Annotated in this window: 19 protein-coding genes and 3 tRNA genes; 11 read left to right on the top strand and 11 right to left on the bottom strand. The window is 55.7% G+C overall.

Annotated features, from left to right (window positions below):
• Positions 1-7 precede the first annotated feature (7 nt).
• From MXB53_RS15440 to MXB53_RS15410, 7 genes are all read left to right on the top strand, one after another.
• Positions 8-412 carry a hypothetical protein gene (locus MXB53_RS15440; protein ID WP_248898454.1) on the top strand — a complete coding sequence of 135 codons (405 nt, stop codon included), beginning with the start codon at positions 8-10 and terminating at the stop codon, positions 410-412.
• A 47-nt stretch (positions 413-459) separates the two neighbouring features.
• Positions 460-535 (top strand) — tRNA-Glu (locus MXB53_RS15435).
• 426 nt (positions 536-961) lie between these two features.
• Positions 962-1,036 (top strand) — tRNA-Arg (locus MXB53_RS15430).
• A gap of 386 nt (positions 1,037-1,422) precedes the next feature.
• Complete coding sequence (locus MXB53_RS15425) at positions 1,423-2,679, top strand: TROVE domain-containing protein (protein WP_248898453.1); 1,257 nt, start codon at positions 1,423-1,425, stop codon at positions 2,677-2,679.
• Positions 2,680-2,706: 27 nt separating this feature from the next.
• Positions 2,707-2,779, top strand: a tRNA-Gly gene (locus MXB53_RS15420).
• Between the two features lie 15 nt (positions 2,780-2,794).
• Complete coding sequence (locus MXB53_RS15415; RefSeq protein WP_248898452.1) at positions 2,795-3,133, top strand: hypothetical protein; 339 nt, start codon at positions 2,795-2,797, stop codon at positions 3,131-3,133.
• Between the two features lie 161 nt (positions 3,134-3,294).
• Positions 3,295-4,245, top strand: a complete 951-nt coding sequence (locus MXB53_RS15410) for a MarR family transcriptional regulator (protein ID WP_248898451.1) — start codon at positions 3,295-3,297, stop codon at positions 4,243-4,245.
• Between the two features lie 69 nt (positions 4,246-4,314).
• On the opposite strand, the gene MXB53_RS15405 is transcribed toward MXB53_RS15410, so the two are convergent.
• The 4 genes from MXB53_RS15405 to MXB53_RS15390 form a co-directional block, all read right to left on the bottom strand.
• On the bottom strand, positions 4,315-4,704 hold the full coding sequence (locus MXB53_RS15405) for a DUF8115 family protein (protein ID WP_248898450.1): 390 nt from the start codon (positions 4,702-4,704) through the stop codon (positions 4,315-4,317).
• A complete protein-coding gene (locus tag MXB53_RS15400) occupies positions 4,697-5,563 on the bottom strand; it encodes a ParA family protein (RefSeq protein WP_248898449.1) in 867 nt (288 codons plus the stop codon). Before MXB53_RS15400 ends, MXB53_RS15405 begins: the two co-directional genes overlap by 8 nt.
• A 141-nt stretch (positions 5,564-5,704) precedes the next feature.
• Positions 5,705-6,049, bottom strand: a complete 345-nt coding sequence (locus tag MXB53_RS15395) for a MarR family transcriptional regulator (RefSeq protein ID WP_006183402.1) — start codon at positions 6,047-6,049, stop codon at positions 5,705-5,707.
• Between the two features lie 233 nt (positions 6,050-6,282).
• Complete coding sequence (locus tag MXB53_RS15390) at positions 6,283-7,689, bottom strand: ATP-binding protein (protein WP_248898448.1); 1,407 nt, start codon at positions 7,687-7,689, stop codon at positions 6,283-6,285.
• A 262-nt stretch (positions 7,690-7,951) separates the two neighbouring features.
• Here MXB53_RS15390 and MXB53_RS15385 point away from each other — a divergent pair, with 262 nt between their 5' ends.
• Positions 7,952-8,425 (top strand): helix-turn-helix domain-containing protein, encoded by a 474-nt coding sequence (locus tag MXB53_RS15385; protein WP_248898447.1) that lies wholly within the window; start codon positions 7,952-7,954, stop codon positions 8,423-8,425.
• A 304-nt stretch (positions 8,426-8,729) separates the two neighbouring features.
• Here MXB53_RS15385 and MXB53_RS15380 read toward each other — a convergent pair whose 3' ends face one another.
• The 3 genes from MXB53_RS15380 to MXB53_RS15370 all read right to left on the bottom strand — a co-directional run bounded on the left by MXB53_RS15380 (position 8,730) and on the right by MXB53_RS15370 (position 12,294).
• Positions 8,730-11,171 carry a hypothetical protein gene (locus MXB53_RS15380; protein ID WP_248898446.1) on the bottom strand — a complete coding sequence of 814 codons (2,442 nt, stop codon included), beginning with the start codon at positions 11,169-11,171 and terminating at the stop codon, positions 8,730-8,732.
• 220 nt (positions 11,172-11,391) lie between these two features.
• Positions 11,392-11,841 (bottom strand): helix-turn-helix domain-containing protein, encoded by a 450-nt coding sequence (locus MXB53_RS15375; protein WP_248898445.1) that lies wholly within the window; start codon positions 11,839-11,841, stop codon positions 11,392-11,394.
• Between the two features lie 114 nt (positions 11,842-11,955).
• Positions 11,956-12,294 carry a DUF6788 family protein gene (locus MXB53_RS15370; protein WP_248898444.1) on the bottom strand — a complete coding sequence of 113 codons (339 nt, stop codon included), beginning with the start codon at positions 12,292-12,294 and terminating at the stop codon, positions 11,956-11,958.
• Between the two features lie 801 nt (positions 12,295-13,095).
• Here MXB53_RS15370 and MXB53_RS15365 point away from each other — a divergent pair.
• Complete coding sequence (locus tag MXB53_RS15365; RefSeq protein ID WP_248898443.1) at positions 13,096-14,352, top strand: orc1/cdc6 family replication initiation protein; 1,257 nt, start codon at positions 13,096-13,098, stop codon at positions 14,350-14,352.
• Positions 14,353-14,519: 167 nt separating this feature from the next.
• Here MXB53_RS15365 and MXB53_RS16070 read toward each other — a convergent pair whose 3' ends face one another.
• Both MXB53_RS16070 and MXB53_RS15360 read right to left on the bottom strand, forming a co-directional pair.
• Positions 14,520-14,873 (bottom strand): DUF7983 family protein, encoded by a 354-nt coding sequence (locus MXB53_RS16070; protein WP_486606381.1) that lies wholly within the window; start codon positions 14,871-14,873, stop codon positions 14,520-14,522.
• A gap of 588 nt (positions 14,874-15,461) precedes the next feature.
• Positions 15,462-15,872: an ArsR/SmtB family transcription factor gene (locus MXB53_RS15360; protein ID WP_248898442.1), complete on the bottom strand. Its 411-nt coding sequence runs from the start codon at positions 15,870-15,872 to the stop codon at positions 15,462-15,464.
• Positions 15,873-15,971: 99 nt separating this feature from the next.
• Between MXB53_RS15360 and MXB53_RS15355 the strand changes: the two genes are divergently transcribed.
• Entirely contained in the window at positions 15,972-16,592 is a 621-nt protein-coding gene (locus tag MXB53_RS15355; RefSeq protein ID WP_248898441.1) for a DUF7509 family protein, read from the top strand.
• 132 nt (positions 16,593-16,724) lie between these two features.
• On the opposite strand, the gene MXB53_RS15350 is transcribed toward MXB53_RS15355, so the two are convergent.
• Positions 16,725-16,982: a hypothetical protein gene (locus tag MXB53_RS15350; RefSeq protein ID WP_248898440.1), complete on the bottom strand. Its 258-nt coding sequence runs from the start codon at positions 16,980-16,982 to the stop codon at positions 16,725-16,727.
• 105 nt (positions 16,983-17,087) lie between these two features.
• Positions 17,088-17,300 carry a hypothetical protein gene (locus MXB53_RS15345; protein WP_248898439.1) on the bottom strand — a complete coding sequence of 71 codons (213 nt, stop codon included), beginning with the start codon at positions 17,298-17,300 and terminating at the stop codon, positions 17,088-17,090.
• A 163-nt stretch (positions 17,301-17,463) separates the two neighbouring features.
• Between MXB53_RS15345 and MXB53_RS15340 the strand changes: the two genes are divergently transcribed.
• Entirely contained in the window at positions 17,464-17,760 is a 297-nt protein-coding gene (locus MXB53_RS15340) for a hypothetical protein (protein WP_248898438.1), read from the top strand.
• The last annotated feature ends 26 nt before the right edge of the window (positions 17,761-17,786 follow it).

Genomic DNA, 17,786 nt, shown 5'->3' with positions numbered 1-17,786 from the left:
GACAACAATGGGACTATTCGATACAGTCGAACTCTACGACGACGTCCATCTACCGGAGTACCCCGACGGGCTTGCTCCTGCCGAGGACGCCGACTGGCAGACGAAAGGCATCGATCGACCGACCATGACCACATTTCGGATTACGGCGGACGGTCGGCTCCTCGAAGAGGAGTGGCACACCGAAGCGGTCCCGCCGGAAGACCGGCCATACGCGAGCCGTGACGACGTCGGCGAGGAAGATCTCCTCTACATGGCCGGCTGTCGGAACCGAGTCCACGACGGCTGGATCGAACGAGACGATTACCACGGCCGCTTCAAGCTCAAACACTCCTTCGAGAATCTCGAGACACTCGTCACGTATCAAGTGACGTTCACGCACGGGCAACTCGAGGGCTTCGAACGCCTGCGATAATCCGTGGGTGTCCGCCGCACCTCAGCGCTTGATTTCGTCCCTACTGCGCTCCCGGAGTCTCCGTTGGCGAGAGACGCCACCCTTTCAAGGTGGAGGTCGGGGGTTCGATTCCCCTCGGGAGCACTCGGGGAGGCTGGCCCTGACAGCGTTTTTTCCGTGTCTGACATAGCGGGCAGCCACGGATCTGTGACGCTGTCACGGTCGGCTTTCCCCAAGCGTGTGGTCGTCGAGGTGGTGCGTTTCTTCGCCCGCAAAGCACACCAACGGGAGTCATAGCCCGTCGCACCACCGGTTGCCCGACCGCACGTGGCGACCGTCGAGTCGGAGCGTTGCTTCGCCAGGAACTCGCAGGTTCAAATCCTGTCGGTGGCGCAGTCCATCGAGAACATCCCGGACAAAGAGCGTCCGAGAGGACGCTCGACACCGGTTCCGCTCCGACAGTTTTCCGGTCGCCGTGTCGCCAGTGGCCGTCGATCTGGAGCGCTACGTCGATGGCACATTACGGGTTCGAATCCCGTCGTTCGCTCCAGAAATTGTTCGGCCACTCGTGTTCCCGTAGCTCAGTCAGGACAGAGCACCGGCCTTCGAAGCCGGGTGTCGCACGTTCGAATCGTGCCGGGAACGTCCAGCCGAGCGATGCGAGGCTGGTTCGGGAAATTTCGCTCCCGAGACTCGCTGCTCACAGAGCGAGTGGGCAGCTGCGATCGGAGTCGCCTGTTGCGGCTCCGGGTGATAGGATGGAATTCAACACGCCAAAGCAAACGGTCGCGGAGGCAACGCGGACCACCAACTACGAAGGTGGGGAAGCGTTCGAGCCTGCCGACCCCTGACTCGCACTGTACAAGCGCACGATCAACCAGCTGCTGGAGGGATCGTTCTACGAGACCGATGACGAGCAGCTGGCTGCTGTCGTTCGCCAGTTCGATGCCACCGCAAACGAGGACCCGGAGTTCGTCCTGAAGCTCGCGGCCTATGCTCGCCAGGAGCTCTACTTGCGGGACATCCCACAAGTGCTACTCGTACTGGCAGCCAACGACGACCGATTCAAGGACGACTCCCCCGAGTCGCTCATCCGCGAATGGGCGCCGGCGATCATCCAGCGGATGGACGAGACGGCCACCGCGCTCGCGGTCCACGATCAGCTGTTCGGCGGGACTGCGCCGTGGCCGCTTCGACGCGGGATCGAGGACGCGCTGGTGGAGATGGCCGACGCCTACACGCTGGGCAAGTACGACCTGTCGCGGCGCGAGGTGACGCTGCACGACGTCTTCAACCGCGTCCACCCCACGCCCGTCGACGCCGAGCAGGAAGCGCTCTTCGAGCGGTTCATGCGTGGTGGCCTTGACGACTATCCCGACGTCGACCCGTTGCCGGCGCCGAACACGTGGAAGACGGTTATCTCCGAGCGCGGCAACACCCAAGCCGCCTGGGAACTGCTCATCGAGGACGACGAGTACACGCTGCCCATCTTCGCGTCGATCCGGAACCTCCGGAACATGCTCGAAGCCGGCGTGCCGGAGGACACCGTCGTGGATCACCTCGACCTGGAGGCCGTCCGACACGCGCCGCTGTACCCGTTCCGGTACTACCAGGCCTACACCGCGCTGCAAGACGCGGATGTCCAGGCACCGACGGTCGAGCAGTGGCTCGAAGACGCAATTGATGTCGCGGTCGAGACGGTGCCTGGCGGATTCGGAGATACCTTTGTTGCGGTCGACCTGTCGGGATCGATGGATCAGCCGCTGTCCGCGAACAGCACGCTCCGACTGAAGGAGATCGGTGCGTTGTTCGGTGCGATGCTGGCCGACCAGGGTGCTGACGTCGGCGGGTTCGGCGACGACTTCCAGACCGTTCCGATGCACGTCGACACGCCAGTCCTGCAGCGCCAAGCGGCGGTGTTGGCGATCGACGAGGACGTCGGGAACTCGACGAACGGCTGGAAGGCGATCAAGCACCTCCACGACCGAGGGGATGCTGTTGAACGCATCGTCGTCTTCACCGATATGCAGATCTGGGACAACACGCCGTTCACGGCCCGCGATTCCCAGACGGTCAAAGACGTGTTCGATGCGTATCGAGACGAGGTGTCTGCGGACACCGCGCTGTATCTCGTCGATCTCGCAGCCTATGGCGACCTGGTGACGCCAGAAGGCTACGAGAACGTCTACAACATCTCGGGGTGGTCGGAAAACGTCCTCTCGTTCATCGAACACGCCGAGAAGCCGAAGCAGGTCATCGATGAGATCGAAGCGTTCGAGCCGACCTAGCTCTGTCTGTATCTTTTCTTTGAGGATGCGCGAGTGGTGGAGTTCGGAAACACGCGGTCGTGCCACGACCGAGACGGGCGTTCGAATCGTCCCTCGCGCACTCGGAGCACAGCTCGTGGACCAATCAGCCCGTGAGGTGCTCCTCTACGGAGATGATAGAATGGCTGTAACCAATACCAACGACTCAGCTTCGACGACAACTGCTGTCGTGACGATCCGCGTTCCCTGCGGCGCAGACGGTGATCTCGTCACCGATGCCGAGGAGCGCCTCTCACGGGGGGAAGACGTGAATGCGGTCACAATTGACGAGCTCCACAGTATCGATCCGAAGCTTTCGGCCACGATCATCACGGTCAAAATCACGCTTCACTGGACGGCGACGATGACGGATGAAGAGATCAGCGACCGACTTGCCGAGGTCTCCGGCCTGGAGTCAATCCAGTGGGCCAAATGAGTCCGTCGGCAAAGTCCCTCCTCAACTTCTAGCCTGTGTTTAGTAGGGAATGTGACAAGCTATAGAAATTCATATAGGTATACCTAAAGGCCAATTATGGCTCAATTTTGTAAACTGATATCCTGTATCATTTATAAGTGTACAGTGAATATTGTTTCACAGTGCTCTCGAAGGGCGAACTCACGATCGTCGACGCACTCATCACGGGCCGTGAAGCGACTCCTGAAGAGCTCGCAACAGACACAGGGTATACACGCGACCACATCTACCACCTCCTCGACGAGCTGATCGATACCGGGCTCCTTCGTGAAACGCGCCGACATCACAACAAGCGAGTGGTCCAGATCACAGAGCACCCCGTTATCGAGCAATATCGGAAGCTCACAGCGGAATTCAGTCACGTCGACTGGCCGGAGCTACTCACTCCCGCGACGATCCGCATCTGTTGGTATCTCGATGAACCACGCCGTATCACATCAATTGCGGACCGGCTGGAGATCTCTCGACAAAGCGTCCACAAGGCGCTATCGCCGCTGAAGAACCGAGCGCTGTTGTCCCCAGCTGGTCCGGAATACGCACTCAGCGATAGCATTCAACCACTATTGGAATTCATCCAGGCAGTCGTGGTTCACGATCACCTGAATCGCGCTCGAGACCTCGCCCCCAGCACCACGGTCGAATGGTGTGACCCTCACCGAGCGCTCATTCGTGTCCAGGAACGGCACGATACGGAATCGCTCTACGCGGCCGAAGAGTGGGAAGTAACAGGCCTGGCCCGGTTCGAGCAGTTCGGGTTACAGTTCTTCCTCGCTGGAGAGCCCGCGTTCTGGTATGCCCCAGAAGAGACGCTGACGCCGGCCGAAATCGTCTGCCATACCCTTGTCCTTGACAGCGGATCGCGACGAGTGAGTTACTCCCTCCTACTGATCGAGGCAGAAGCAATCGCCCAACAGGAGCTGATGGACGTCGCAGCGTGGTACGGGTTAGCGGATACTATCTCAGAGATGTATCGGTACTTAGCTGGTGAAAACGAGCCACCAGCCGCAGATGGAATTCATTTGCCGAGTCGAACGGAGTACGAAGCACTCAAAGAGCAGTACGGAGTGGCCTAGGTAGTGACCTTAGCGGTAGATCCAAAGTTTGTCCTATAGGAATTACTATTGCTAAAACTATAGGGAACTCTAGAGACCCTTTGTCGCCTGTTTCCGGGCCGCTTCGCGAACCGCTTCGAACTCCTTGGGAGCAGCTTCCTGGAATCCAAGGCGGAGGGCAAGGCGGAGGATTTCACTCCGGTCAACGTCACCCTCCTCGATATCTAGCTGCCGCTGAAGCGCGTGGCCGACTTCCTCCAAGCGGTCAGGATTTTCCTCCAGCGCACGAATGAACGCCGCAAGAGGCCCGTCCCACACGCTGATGGTCTTCTGTTTGTCGCCGGCGTCGATGGCCTCCAACTCATCGAGGATGTCCTCGACGAGATCACGCTTTGCGTCTTCGGCAGCCGCCTCTTCGATTCGGTCACCGTGGGACGTCTGTTCGCGAAGGGCCGCAAGATCGTCGTCGTCCTCAGCCATGGTGTTCACCTCCGAGCCGTTCGACAAGCGTTTCAGCGGCAGCGAGATACGCCTCACGGGCCCGGCGTGCTGTCGTCGACGGCTCTTCGAGCGCAAACGCAGTCTGGCCTCGGTCCGCAGCGTTTCGAATGTCTTGTGAATACGGGACGTAGTCGGGTGCGATAGCGTCCGGATACTCCGACTCAAACGCGTCCAAGTACTCCTCGGCGAGATTCGTTCGGGTATCGACCTTGTTCGGAAGTACGAGCGCGAGATCGATGTCGACGGCGAAACTGTCGGCAATCTTCCCGAGGTCGCGACGGAGGGCATCGGCCTGCTCGGCCTCGAACGGCCCCATCTCGACGGGCGTGATGACGTGGCGGGCAGCCCACAGTCCGTTGTATGCGACGTTATTCGTCATCCCCGGGAGGTCAACGAGAACGACGTCATAGCCGAGCGGGTCGACGTACTCGTCGAGGAACTGTTCGAGACGGCTATAGCGCTCACGCGCATCGTCGATATTCCCGAGTTCGGCGTCAAGGGTGTCGAGTCCGGGGTGTGCCGGGATCAGATCGGGTCCTTCGTCAGTGGAGACAACGAGATCAGCCAGAGTGTCGTCGCCCAGCTTTTCGGCGATCGTCCCCCACGCGTCGTCGAAGACCGTGCTGATGTTCGGCCATGCCTCGTCGGCCTCAATCCGCGCCTGGTAATCGCCCCAAACGCCGAAGTGCTTCGCGAGATCGCCCTGCTTCCCGGCGAGGTCAATAAGCAGGACCTCGTGCCCGAGCTCCTCGAGGGCGACTCCGAGGTGGGCGACGGTCGTCGTCTTCCCGGTGCCGCCTTTGTCGAGGAACGCGGCGGCGCGTAGTGTCTCGCTCATCTTAGGAACCCTATAGTGTCTCCTATAGAGAAGCCTGTAGTCTTAAAACCACGTCAGACATCGGCCCTATTTAGACTATAGGATCACCTATAGGCAATATAAAGCAGTTCTTGCGCAGCTCAGTGGAACGGTAGCGTCTCCTCACTCACCGGCTGCGTTCAGCGCACTGTTCAGCTCGAAAAGTTCCTGAACGGCATCGCTCTTGGCGACCTGATACCGGCGGGGTGACGAGTTCGCTACTTCCTCAACGATCTCGGTTTCTACCAGAAGGTCGATGTACTTGCTCACTGTCTGCCGAGTAACGCCAGCATGATCCGCGAGCTCCGTCTTGGTGAACTCTCGGCCCGGGGGGAGCGTGAGAATGGCGTCGATGAGGATTGGGACACTCTCGTGCTGAAAGAGATACAAGACACCGCTCGGATTCTCCAGGCGGGCCTCCTTGGTGTCCTTCTCCGCTGCTGGATGCTTCTGAGGTGATTCGCTCATACTGCTGGTTTACCGGTGATAACACATACCTGTTGTCCCGGACGTTAATGCGCATTAACACACTCTTGTGAGCGGGCCGTCAAGTAGTCCACCGAAACGGGAGCAACAACCACAGTGCGTGGCGAACACTCTTGAAGGACGGCTCGACGAACACCCCGCCTGGGCAGCCAATATCTTCAAATTAGAACTCGAGGGCAGCCGGAATGACGTCCCGTGTCGATTCCAGATTTGCGTCAGTCATTCTCGAGAATGGCAACAATATCGGAGAGATCGAAGAGACGGAGGTCATCACGCTCGTCTGCAGCTTCCTCAACGGAGCGTTTGAAACCAGAACGACTGAACAAGGCGAATTCATATGTCGGCTCATCACCTCCAGAGGGGGTCCAGTCGATGTGCTCCACGTCGTCTTCAAGATTCGAAAGCACGTCATAGCTGAGGGGGGTGCTGGTGAATTTCGCTTCGCCAGCGATCAGCGTTGACTTGTCAGTTGGGGCGACGACATCCACCTCCCGGCCCTTGTACCACCACTGGCGTGGCACCTGTGTGAGCTGATAGTCTGCATAGAGCGCCGGCACCGCCTGGTGACAGAGCGATTCGAACGTTTCGCTGACGAAGTCGGGCAATTCCGGTTCGATGAGATCTGCGTAGGCGTCCTCGCCGTAAAGTTCGTACTGGCCTCCACGGCCGTAGAGATACCGGAAGTAAAACCGGAACACTGGATCCTGAATCTTGTATCGCGTCCGCTTGCTGCGTGCCGGGTCGGCGAGTGCTGGATGGTGTTTCTCGATGATCTGGAGCGTGTCCAGCCGGTCGAAGTAGTACGACGTGTTGGTGCTCTCGATGCCGGCTCCCTGGGCGATCTCGTTTCGACTGCGGTTCCCGCTGGCCATCGATTCCAGTACGGAGAAATACGTGTTTACCTCGTTGAGCTCCATCTGAAGGACGGTTTCGGGCTCGTCGTGGAGTGAGCCATCCGGGTCGCACAGCAGCCGCGTGATGTTCTCTCCGAGGTTCTCTGATGGATCGAGTGGGCTGAGATATCGGGGTGTGCCGCCGAAGACGCCATAGACGAACACCCGTTCTTCGGGATCGTACGTCGGCACGAACTCTTGGATGGAGCGAAACGGCAGCTGGGCGAGTTCGAGACGGCCATTCGGTGTCTGAGATACCCGGCCGTAGAGTGGCGCACCGCCATCGAGGACGTGGGTATGAATCATACCGATCGCAGAGCCTGTGAGTACGAGCGTCGCCTGACTCTCGTCGACAGCGGTATCCCACAGGTGTTGAATCACCGATGGAAGCCCCTCATTCGATTCGATGAGGTACGGAAATTCGTCGATGACGATGATGGCGTCTCTGTCGGTGAGGTACGTTAAGAGCGGTTCCCACTCCTCTTTGACGGCCGTGATGTCTGGATAGGTCGTTGCTGCTGCCTCGACAAATCGCCTGAGCTGTGTCGTCGCCGTTCCCTGAACTGCCTGATAGTATACGGCATCGTCGCGGTCGGCAATCGATTGGCGGACGAGTTCGCTCTTGCCGATCTGCCGGCGCCCGTAGATAATGGCGAGTTCTGCAGCGTCGCTCTCGTAGAGGGCCTGCAACCGATCGAGTTCATCGAGACGATTGACGAACTGGTCCATACTCCTCGTCGTGGCGGGGGATACATACGTGTTTCGAGGTTAGAGGTAGAACTATAATAGTCTGGGCAATAATATCCTGAGCTCTAATATAGAGAGTCAATAATTCGGAGTAGGTCAGGATACGGCTCTGCGGGCGCAGAAAAATTCAACCAACCGATCAGAAAATACGCCACTGCGTAGTTAACTAGTTAGAGTGAAGACAGCTGTAGATCGCCGCATTACAGACCGAGACTTATTATGCTGATTCCGCGTTTACTCGAATATGGACACCGGGGACGCGGATCCCTTCGCAGAGCAACAGCGGTTATTTGAGCTTCTCTCACAGGACACCCGACAGCTCATCGTCCAAGAACTCCTCGGCCACCCTGCCCACCTCATGTCCCTCGCGGAACTCGAGTACATGACGGGGAAGAACCGTGTGATAATCAGAAACCACCTCGACACGCTACGCGACGAAGACATCATCGCACGGTACACATCAGAGCCGAACAAGGAAACTTGGGAACTCCCAGCGCAGTTCTATGGGTTCACGGAGCGTGGTGTGGAGATCCTCCACAGCTACAAATACCTACGAGGAGTGCCTGTTGCTCGATCCCTCTACGAGAACACCCGGAAAACGGAGAAGATCCAGCGTCACGAAGCGGCGCCACGTCCGGACCTGCCGACGGCTGTTGTGGCGGCACTCGAGTTTGACGAGCCTGACCTCGACGCCGTTGATAGCAGCACAACCCAGTAGCTCGTCGACGATACGACCCGCTGGAAATAGACAATAAAACGGAAAACCATCGGAGGAGTTTCCCTAGAATGGTTCTAGACTACGGGTGTAATAGCTCATTCTCACACATCCACACAATCACACAGGACTTATGACACTGGCCGCTCTTATTTTAAGTAGAGATGAGTAGCACTAGCAGTAACAGCCACGGTGAGCTGGAGAGTTTAGCACTGCGTGATTTAGATGGTGCTACACTCGTCGTGGGGAAGAGTCGTGAGGATACGAGCACGATCAGTCTAGGCGACGAATAGCCTGTCTTTTCCCTCTATTGCCCTCCCCCACTAGTGGGTAGAGTAATCACGTGGACGCCTAACGCTCCGCCGAGCGTGTGCAGATAATCTTGGTCAGAGTGTACAACTACTGACCATGTGTTCTCTTTCGCCAGTGTAATTGTCGCAGACAATTCTGTGTCGTCTACACGAAGACTCTCACTCGAATAGTCTGCATTTTCCAGCGAACGAAGCTTGTATAACATCTTATTCATTTCACTCGGTTCTCGAGTACCCGAATCTGCGTGAGCAATCACTGTTTGGGTGGGCACGTGGAATGTTGGGATAGGCAACTCTGCACCACTCAAATCTAATTGTTGCTTGAAGTTGTCGAGCAGCTCGTATCTCAGATGATCTGAATCAGTGATCCATTCGCTGTGGATCTCACGGACAGCTTCCGGTGTGGGAACGAGATCTACAGGCGCGGCTTGCCCATATCGGAGAGTAGCCTCAACATCATCGGTGATTCTTTCTTGAATCTCGTCTGGAGGGTTTTCTTCAGGACCACAAATCACATCTCCTTGACGTCGCCACTGTTCGAGATTATCAGTCTCATCAGAGACACGCGGTGAACCCTCAAATTGGGCATCCTTAGTCTGTTGTTGATTTTGGTGTTGGCGTATCGCAGCTAAGATATCTACTTCGTACTCGTATTGTGTGCCAATTTTGTTTAGAACCTCCTCACGAAGTTGTTGGTCGGGGGTTGGTGTATCTGGAACCTCAGCGAGCATGGAAACATCCAAGACAGTGATATCCCATAATCTCGAAATAGTCTGCAGATCCTTGTCGCTGGTTAGTAGAACTTGGTCTTCCTCCTGGATATACTGGAGCACATGCATATCCGCGATATCTGACTGACCAACATCGACCTGAATCTCATCTGGAGGAGCATCGACCTCTAAATCGAAGAAGCCCAATTCGCTGAGTGATTTAATATGTTGGATATTTGTCCTTGCTTGCTTAATATCGGCTTTTGTTGCCCCCCTTCGATCAGGATGTTTGTTTATCTCGAACGGGACGATCCAAGGAAGGTGAATCCGACTCTTATAAAAGCAATCGTTTGGGAAGATTGTATGAAGAATTGACGATGGCTCATTTTCGATTATTTCGTGATAGAACGCATTCGTATCTAGAATCCAATCATCTGATTCAGGGAGAGACGGCTGCTGTGGTTCACGGGCATCTTGAATATTGAGCTGGATATCCAATCTGGACTCAATGTCTTGGGTGAGCTGTAACACCAGTTCCCGGAGAACATCTATATCATCGGGATACCGCCAAACAAGCCGATCATCTTCGATGTGCAGTACCACATTAACCGGATCGAAGAGGAAGATGATTGTTGAGTCTCCATCTAGAACACGATGGGGAACAGTTGGAGGCTCGTCTACGGACTCGTCACTCTCTGCCTGATGCTCTTCTGGAGTAGAAGATGGCGACCCTCCAATATTTGTAATTCCGATATCACTTACGTACTCTTCAAACCAGTCGAAGTCCACTCCCAACCCATCCTGAGATATTGCTTCCCGTTGTTTCCCAGGGATAATTTCTAAATTCTCGTCTGTAACTTCAATAACCGGCGACGAAGTACCGATTGCTGTAGGTCCGACAAGTGTTATGAAGTTAGGAATCGTGTAGTTCCAGTCCGCCTGATAAATATCGTGTTCGAGTATCGCGTTACGCGCTCGTTCAAGCCGATCTTCTCCGAAGGGTTCTCCATAGTATGCAAAGTGAACACGCTCGGGTGTGTCAACATCACCTTCATAGTAAATCCAATCCACCAGATTAAGACGGTCTCCGTCGAGAAAGTCTATGAAGTCGGCACGTTCTAGCTTGAACAACGGTGTCTCAACGAGATCGTCGATATGACGATCATCGGTGCCAATTTCCATCAGCCCCGCACCGATGATGAATCCACTTGTACTACAAACGTCTTCCGTAACCGCCCTGATGCCTTCGATGAAGATTTGAAACTCTTCCTGACCGTCTATCTCAGGTGTCCCGTCGCCTGCAATGGTAAGTCCGGAAAATACGTCCGGATAGGCATCGACCACATCATCAAAACAATGGTATACGCCGTACGCAACGGCGTGTAGTTCCTTCTCCCACCAATCCTCGTCGTCAGGAATCCTTCGGACCTGGCCATATGCACTATTCGTTTCACCCTCTGACTCAAACACCAGTTGTATCACGTCACCATCGCTGAGGTTGGTGGTTCGGAGCACTCTCTCGGTAGCAGAAATCGAATACGGGTGACCGAACGATATCCCAAAATCTAACTCTGAAATATTGAGATCTTCATCGAACTCGTCTCTAACCTGCTCAACATCATCAACAGAACAATCAAATTCGCCAGAGAGGACCGAATCTTGCACAGCAGGCGCACTTCTGAGGACTGATCTAATATTCTCGTCTATGTCAGAAGCGTCGTCAGCCATACTTACACCAAGATTATACGGTGGACTGATAAAACACCATACCAGGAAACAGACCTGACGTCAATCCTTACACTATATATTCAGATTTTATTCAGATCACATATATGAATAGCCATAGGAAAACCTATAGAGAATACTATACTGACGATTAACTGGTGAAAACAACCACAAGCGAGGTATAGCTCAGTAGCCAGGCCCGGTGTCTGACTCGTTTCCCAACTTACTCAACCGCTTGCTTCGGACGTGGCGCTTTGGCATACTTATCGATCTCGGGCGTGGTGTCCAGCCGCGTATACATATCCTGCAACGTCGCTTCGGCTCGCAAGAGGCCCGCCTCCGACAGCAACGCTCGTCCCTCCTCGGTCAACCCGTAGAAGCGCCAAGGAAGATCACGCTGTCGACGGTCGTCGGGAAGCACCCGCTCTTCGACGATATCTTCCTCGATCAAGATCTCGAGATGCTCCCGGATCGTACTCTGGCTCTTACTGGGGTTCACGTAGCTGAGTTCCTTGAGTGAGGGCAACTGCTTCGGATGGGACAGAATATTCTGAATCAAAACGAAGCGGGTCTCCTGGGTGACAGTGTTGAGACGCTGGCGCTGAGTTTCAACGGTGCTGTCTAGATCGGAGAGCGTCCGTGGCGTATCCGAGTTCGAGGAATCAGATGGCATAGTAGGCGTTCGTAATCATAGGCCGACCGTTGATTCACGCGGAGCTATGACTGCCTGAATGTTAACTACTTTGGCGAGCACCGAATTGGTATAGACCGAGTCAGAAGGAGACGATCACTCCGTGACCGGCCCCTTGTACTCCCAGTCGAGACTGTCTCCCTGCCGACGGACGATGTACTTGTAGGGCCCATGCAGTGCGCCGGACTGGCACTTGCAGTTGTCCTTGCCACAGCTGACCTTCTTGATCACCACGGTCCCACCGCCCGATTCTTCGACGGCTTCAATCGACTCGCCCTCGCCGGCGTCGATATCCTCAGCGGCGACATCCTGGCGGTACTCGAGGAGATCGTCGATCCAGTCCTGAAGAGCACGCAAATCCGTGTCGTCCTGCTTCGGGACGCCCTCAGCGAGATATTGCGGCAGCCCCTCTGGAGCTGGTGGCCGTGTCGGCATTGTCTTACCAAACGCTGAGTCCCGTTAAGGAATAAATGTTTGGTAAGATTCGGAGACACCCCTCCAACGTTTCCGAAGTAAACACCGCTGAGGTCAACGCTATCGGGTGATTATCGCGAGTTTAGTAGCAGCGGAAGAGACGGATCCGTCGGCTGAGCTACCCCTCCGTCGGTTCCGGAGCTAATGGTTGTGACGCTGATCCAATCGTTCCGAATGATGTGACGTACACAGTGACGGCTGTCGTCCAAGGAGTCGCTGACCACGATGAAGACACACTCGCCCTGCCACGCAGTTTGAACTGACTCGGAGCTGAGAGGCGTTCGAGGAAAGAAGCCGCAGGACAAATCGGAGAAGATAGAGTCCACGAACCCTCCACCGTTTCCGAAGCTTTTGCTGACGACCAATAACGCGAACCCTCACTCCACCATTTCCGGAGCTATCCACGTGAGAAGGAAGGGGGCCACGACAGAGACGGCAGAGATTGCCGAGAAGACGATCCGCTCCACGAGTTCTGTCCTTCCACTCTAAACATATTCTTTTTCTAGAGTGTTGTTTTTGCTGTATTGCGGTTACTGTTTTACGGTAAGTGTCTTAGTTCTTTTGTCTTGTATAGTGTCTCTGCTGAATGGAAGCCCCACGTCATTTCGATAGCTTCGGAAACAGTGGAGTGAGAGGGTATTATAAAGAATCGGGGCTTCGGAACCGGTGGTGTGGATATCTCTTTTAAATAACCGAGCTTCGGACGCTCCGGAAACTAAGGAAGCGGTGGTTTTATCATATCGTCCCGTGTGGCGGTCTATCATGGGGATGTTCCAACGAGACCGTCAGGTGTTCGCTGATGCCGAACCACTTGACGACTCCTATGAGCCCGAGGATATCCGGGAACGGGACGAGGAACTCGAAAAATATCAACGAGCCCTCCAGCCGATCATCGATAACCGCCCGACGTCGAACATCTTTCTGTATGGCAAGACGGGAACGGGGAAGACCGTCGCGACGAAGTTCATGCTGTCCCATCTCGAGAACGACGCGGCCGAGTACGACGACGTCGATCTCTCGACCGTCTGGGTCAGCTGCGAGAACCTCTCCTCGTCCTACCAGGTCGCCGTCGCCCTGGTCAACGAACTTCGCGAAAGCCAGGACAAGGACCGCATCAGTACCACCGGCTACTCTCAGCAACGAGTCTTCGACATCCTCTACGAGGAACTCGACGCGCTCGGTGGGACCGTCGTGATCGTTCTCGACGAAATCGACAATATCGGCCACTCCGACGACATCCTCTACGGGCTCCCACGAGCACGGTCGAACGGTTACGTCGACGACGTCCGCCCGGTGATCGTTGGCATCAGCAACGACTTCCAGTTCCGGGACAACCTCTCGCCGAAGGTCAAGGACACACTCGCCGAAAAGGAGATTCTCTTCCCCCCATACGATGCGAATCAGCTACGCTCGATTCTCAACCCACGTGCTGAGAAAGCGTTCCACGACGATGTCTTAGCGGATGACGTTGTCCCGCTCTGTGCGGCGTTTGCCGCCCAGGACACGGGATCGGCCCGACAGGCGATCCGACTGCTCCGTGAGGCCGGCGAACTCGCGCAAGCCGCCGATTCTGACGCCGTAACCGAGGAGCACGTCCGGGATGCCCAGGACGAGCTCGAAAAGAACCAACTCTACGAGGGGATGCAGGAACTCACGACACAGGGGCACGCTGTCCTCTGTGCGCTCGCGTACCACCAGGCGCTCGACGACGTCCCCGTTCGCTCTCGCGATCTCTACGAGCGATACGTGAAGATCTGCGACCGGCTTGACGCCGACAGCGTGAGCGAACGCCGTGTTCGCGACCACCTCTCGGATATGAATATGCTCGGGCTCATCAGCGTCTATGAACGGAACGAGGGGCTTTCGGCTGGCCGGTATCACGAGTACGAACTCGACGTTCCGCTGAAAGCCGTGCTTGAGGTCCTCCTGTCGACGACCCGCTTCGAAGAACTCGCGAACATCATCGAGTCGACGGCCGACGATAACAATCTCCTCCAGTCGGATATCTCCGACTACTGAACCGGGATTTCGTAATCTCTAACGTAGTACTGAGTTCCTGAAAGCTCCGGAAACGACGGAGGGTGTAGATCGTCCTAAAACTCCGAAAATAGTGGAGTGAGAGTGTATACCGCTAGGTGTGTCTTACCAAACAGCTTGAACCAATAGTGCTGAAGAGTTTGGTAAGGCTAGTCGAGATGTATAGTGGAAGCTTCGGAAATAGTGGAGGGGTAGCAAAGCTTCGGAAATACCGGAGAGTACAGTCCCCTTTCGGTCAGTTTGAAGCAGTACGTATGGCGACCGTGAGACAATCCTGCTGAATTTAGTGAATTGGATAGAATTCTCGGCTGAATCGAAGCCAGTGAGGTCCTCGATCCATCTTTCAGCGACTTCGACCGTCGGCCCGCGTGCTGGATCGAACCGTACTGAGCGTGTACTGGCTGGCCGTGTTGTATTCTGCTAAAGAAGGTGTCCGGGACGTCTTGCCGGAGATCTTTCGCGTGACGCTGAATGGGAGGTTCCAAGAGAAACAGGCAGATCACACCCACACCACCGTTTCATGAATTCACCCAGAGTAGAGAGTGGGTAAGTACTCAGCGGCTAGCCAGCGTGTCTTGTACTGTATTGTGTGTTTGATCTGAAATCGACCGATTCCACCCTTCTCCACGGGAATTGCTGAAACGGTGGTGGGGGTCCCGAGGCCATTCGTAACTTCAGTTTCGAGTTACGCACTCAATCTGATTCTGGGGTGTGATGTTTTTCCAGCTGGATTAATTCCTGAAACAGTGGTGGGTGTGTCTTTCCAGACTGCCATCGATCTGTAGGGACCACACACCACTTTTGTAAGTGAAGACCGGAGATATACCGGCTCTATCTACGAATCTCAATCAGTTTCACTTGCAGCAGTGGTGTGTCGGCCGGGATACTCACCTTTGACTCTCATTTGACGTACTTCACTTCGAATAGTGGTACGACTCTTACTACGATTGCACAGAGTCTTACCAAACTAAATAACTATAGATGAGGTGATTTGTTAGGTAAGAATACGAGCCGCTGATAAGCTTCGGGAACAGTCGGTATTGAATGGGAAGCCTGACAAACGCGTGTGAACAGTAGCGACGGTATCGCGGCTAAGCGGTCGAACTGTCGTACATCTCTTCGAAGGCCTGCTCGCCACGGATCAACTCGTCGACACCGTCAGTGAGCGTCACCTCACCAAAGACGGTCGCTCGATAATACGTGTACAGGCCGTCCTGTCCGCGCTCCGTGCGCTGGCGCTTCTCGACGAGGCCGACGTCGACGAGCTTGTTGAGATGGTAGTGGAGTGTACTGTCGTCGATGTCGAGTGCGTCCTCGAGTTCTTTTGGACTCATCTCGCCGCTGTGGACGAGTCGATAGAGGATCTCATAGCGGGTGCGGTGACCGACAGCCGCGTGCATATCGAGGTACTCCTCAAGGCTAAGAATGCTTTCTTCGGGGAGCAGATCTGCCGGATCGTCCGGGGCGTCGCCACCAACCGTTCGCGTTTGATCCGTCGCCATCGTACGTCACGCTATGCGTCGAAGACGCTTAGTCGTTGTCAAGCCGGGAATTCCCAAAAATACCTCTATTTATATATTCCCGCTGAATAGGGGCCCGATATGCCCGTCGAAATCACGCGCGATCTGATCGCTGACCGGCTCGGGCGTGTGACATACGATCGGTTTCTCTTCTATCTGATGGGGCCGTACAAGTCGTTCAACCTCAACTACGTCCTCAGCGAGGAGGACCGTCGCGAGATCGACGTCGACGATCTTCCTGGACCGTTACGCCGGCTCTTCAGGAATAAGGACGACATCAACGCGGCACAGGCACTCTTGCGACGTGTACAAGGGGAACTTCGGACCGACCCGGGAGTGAATGCGTTTCTCGCCCTTGACGTCGACATCGACACAGACGACATCGATGCGGTGACCCAGAGCATTGAGTACGCACGGTGTAGCAACGCAACCGCGTTCGTGGTGCCGTTTCTTGGCCACAATTTTGGCGTCGGCGAAGAGGCCGGGAGTCTTCTCGAAAACCTCGCGGCAACCCACGGGGAGCGGTTGATTTTCGTCCACGAGGATGACGTGACGAGTGCGATGATCCGGTCGGCGTCCGTCCGGTGGGATTTGCGCGTCGAAACCTACGAGACTGAGGACGAACTCGTGGCCAAACTGCGGCGGTTCGCCGGCGGAATTATGCATCGTGAACGACGGGGAGAACTCGATCAGCTGGATTGAAAACGAATGGGTCTTCGAAGCTCTCTTACCAAATAGAGGTCTCCCAACCACGATATTGGTTTGGTAAGACTACTGAGTTCTGTAATTCTCCTCCTTGAGTTGGAATCGAACGTAGCGGCACCACGACCTGGCTCATTCGAGTGCGTCTCGAAAGGCGTCAGGGAGTAGCGATCCCGGCTTCTCCGCGTGAAAAGCGACGTTTTCGTACGCCTGGTCAATGTGTTTCTGGACGGCCTCATTGTCGTGGTCCTCGGCCAGCGTCTCTAACTCCGTCAGCATCGTCTGTAGTTCGTCATCGGCGCCGATCAGCTCTGCCGTCACGGCCAGCTCTTTGAGAGCCTTGGCTGCGGCGCGTCGGACTCGTCCATCGTCGTCGACGAGAGTGTCCAAGTAAAACTCGCGAAGCCGGCGGCGGTGGGTTTCGATTTCCTCGAGTGTCCAGTCACCCGGTAATGCCTCATCAGTGAGTTCGGTGCCGACTGTTCGGAACGCAAGTCATGGATACAGCGCGGCCACAAAACGGACGACAGACTGGCGTTGATACCCATCGCCACTCTCGTAGAGTTCGCGACACCGTTCGAAGCAATCCTCGAAGAGAGCTGCTCGCTCCTCGAGATCCAGATCCTCGATCTCGTTGATCGCACGATTTACACGGTCGGTGTCACCCGAGGCCAGTGCAGCAGCGAACGCGTCGGGTGTCTGGTCCATGCTCGTGTGTTCTCTACCGACCTGTGTAACTCCTCGGACTACGACCGGGAACGGATGGGTGGACATCTTTGTGGAATATTGACCTGGCTGAGAACCGTGTACTTCGCTCGTCTGGCCGCCACGGGACCGGGTATACTTGTACAGACAGGGAGTAGCAACTGCTATGGCGGACGACGATGAGCCGGTGCAACACTGTCGACTGGATACGTGTGTAGATATTCCGAATGCGCTCGAGGCAGCTGGGATCGAGTATCTCGACGTCGACGACACCCGGACGATTGTCATCTATCAAAGTGCCATTCTTATGGTCACGGCTACTGAAGGGGACGCATCGGCCGCCCAGGCGTTCGATGTCGCACTCTGGGAGCCGCCGGTGGAGGACGCTGATCGCGACCCTGTTGATCTCCTCACGACGTTTATAAACGACATAGTAGCCACCGTGGATGGATCTCGCCGGTGAAACACACCTGTGTTGGGTGGTTGAGA

The sequence above is a fragment of the Haloplanus sp. XH21 genome (genome assembly GCF_023276355.1).
Lineage (GTDB): Archaea > Halobacteriota > Halobacteria > Halobacteriales > Haloferacaceae > Haloplanus > Haloplanus halobius.
The sequence above is the reverse complement of the archived record's forward strand: the minus strand, read 5'-3'. Positions and strand labels throughout refer to the sequence as shown.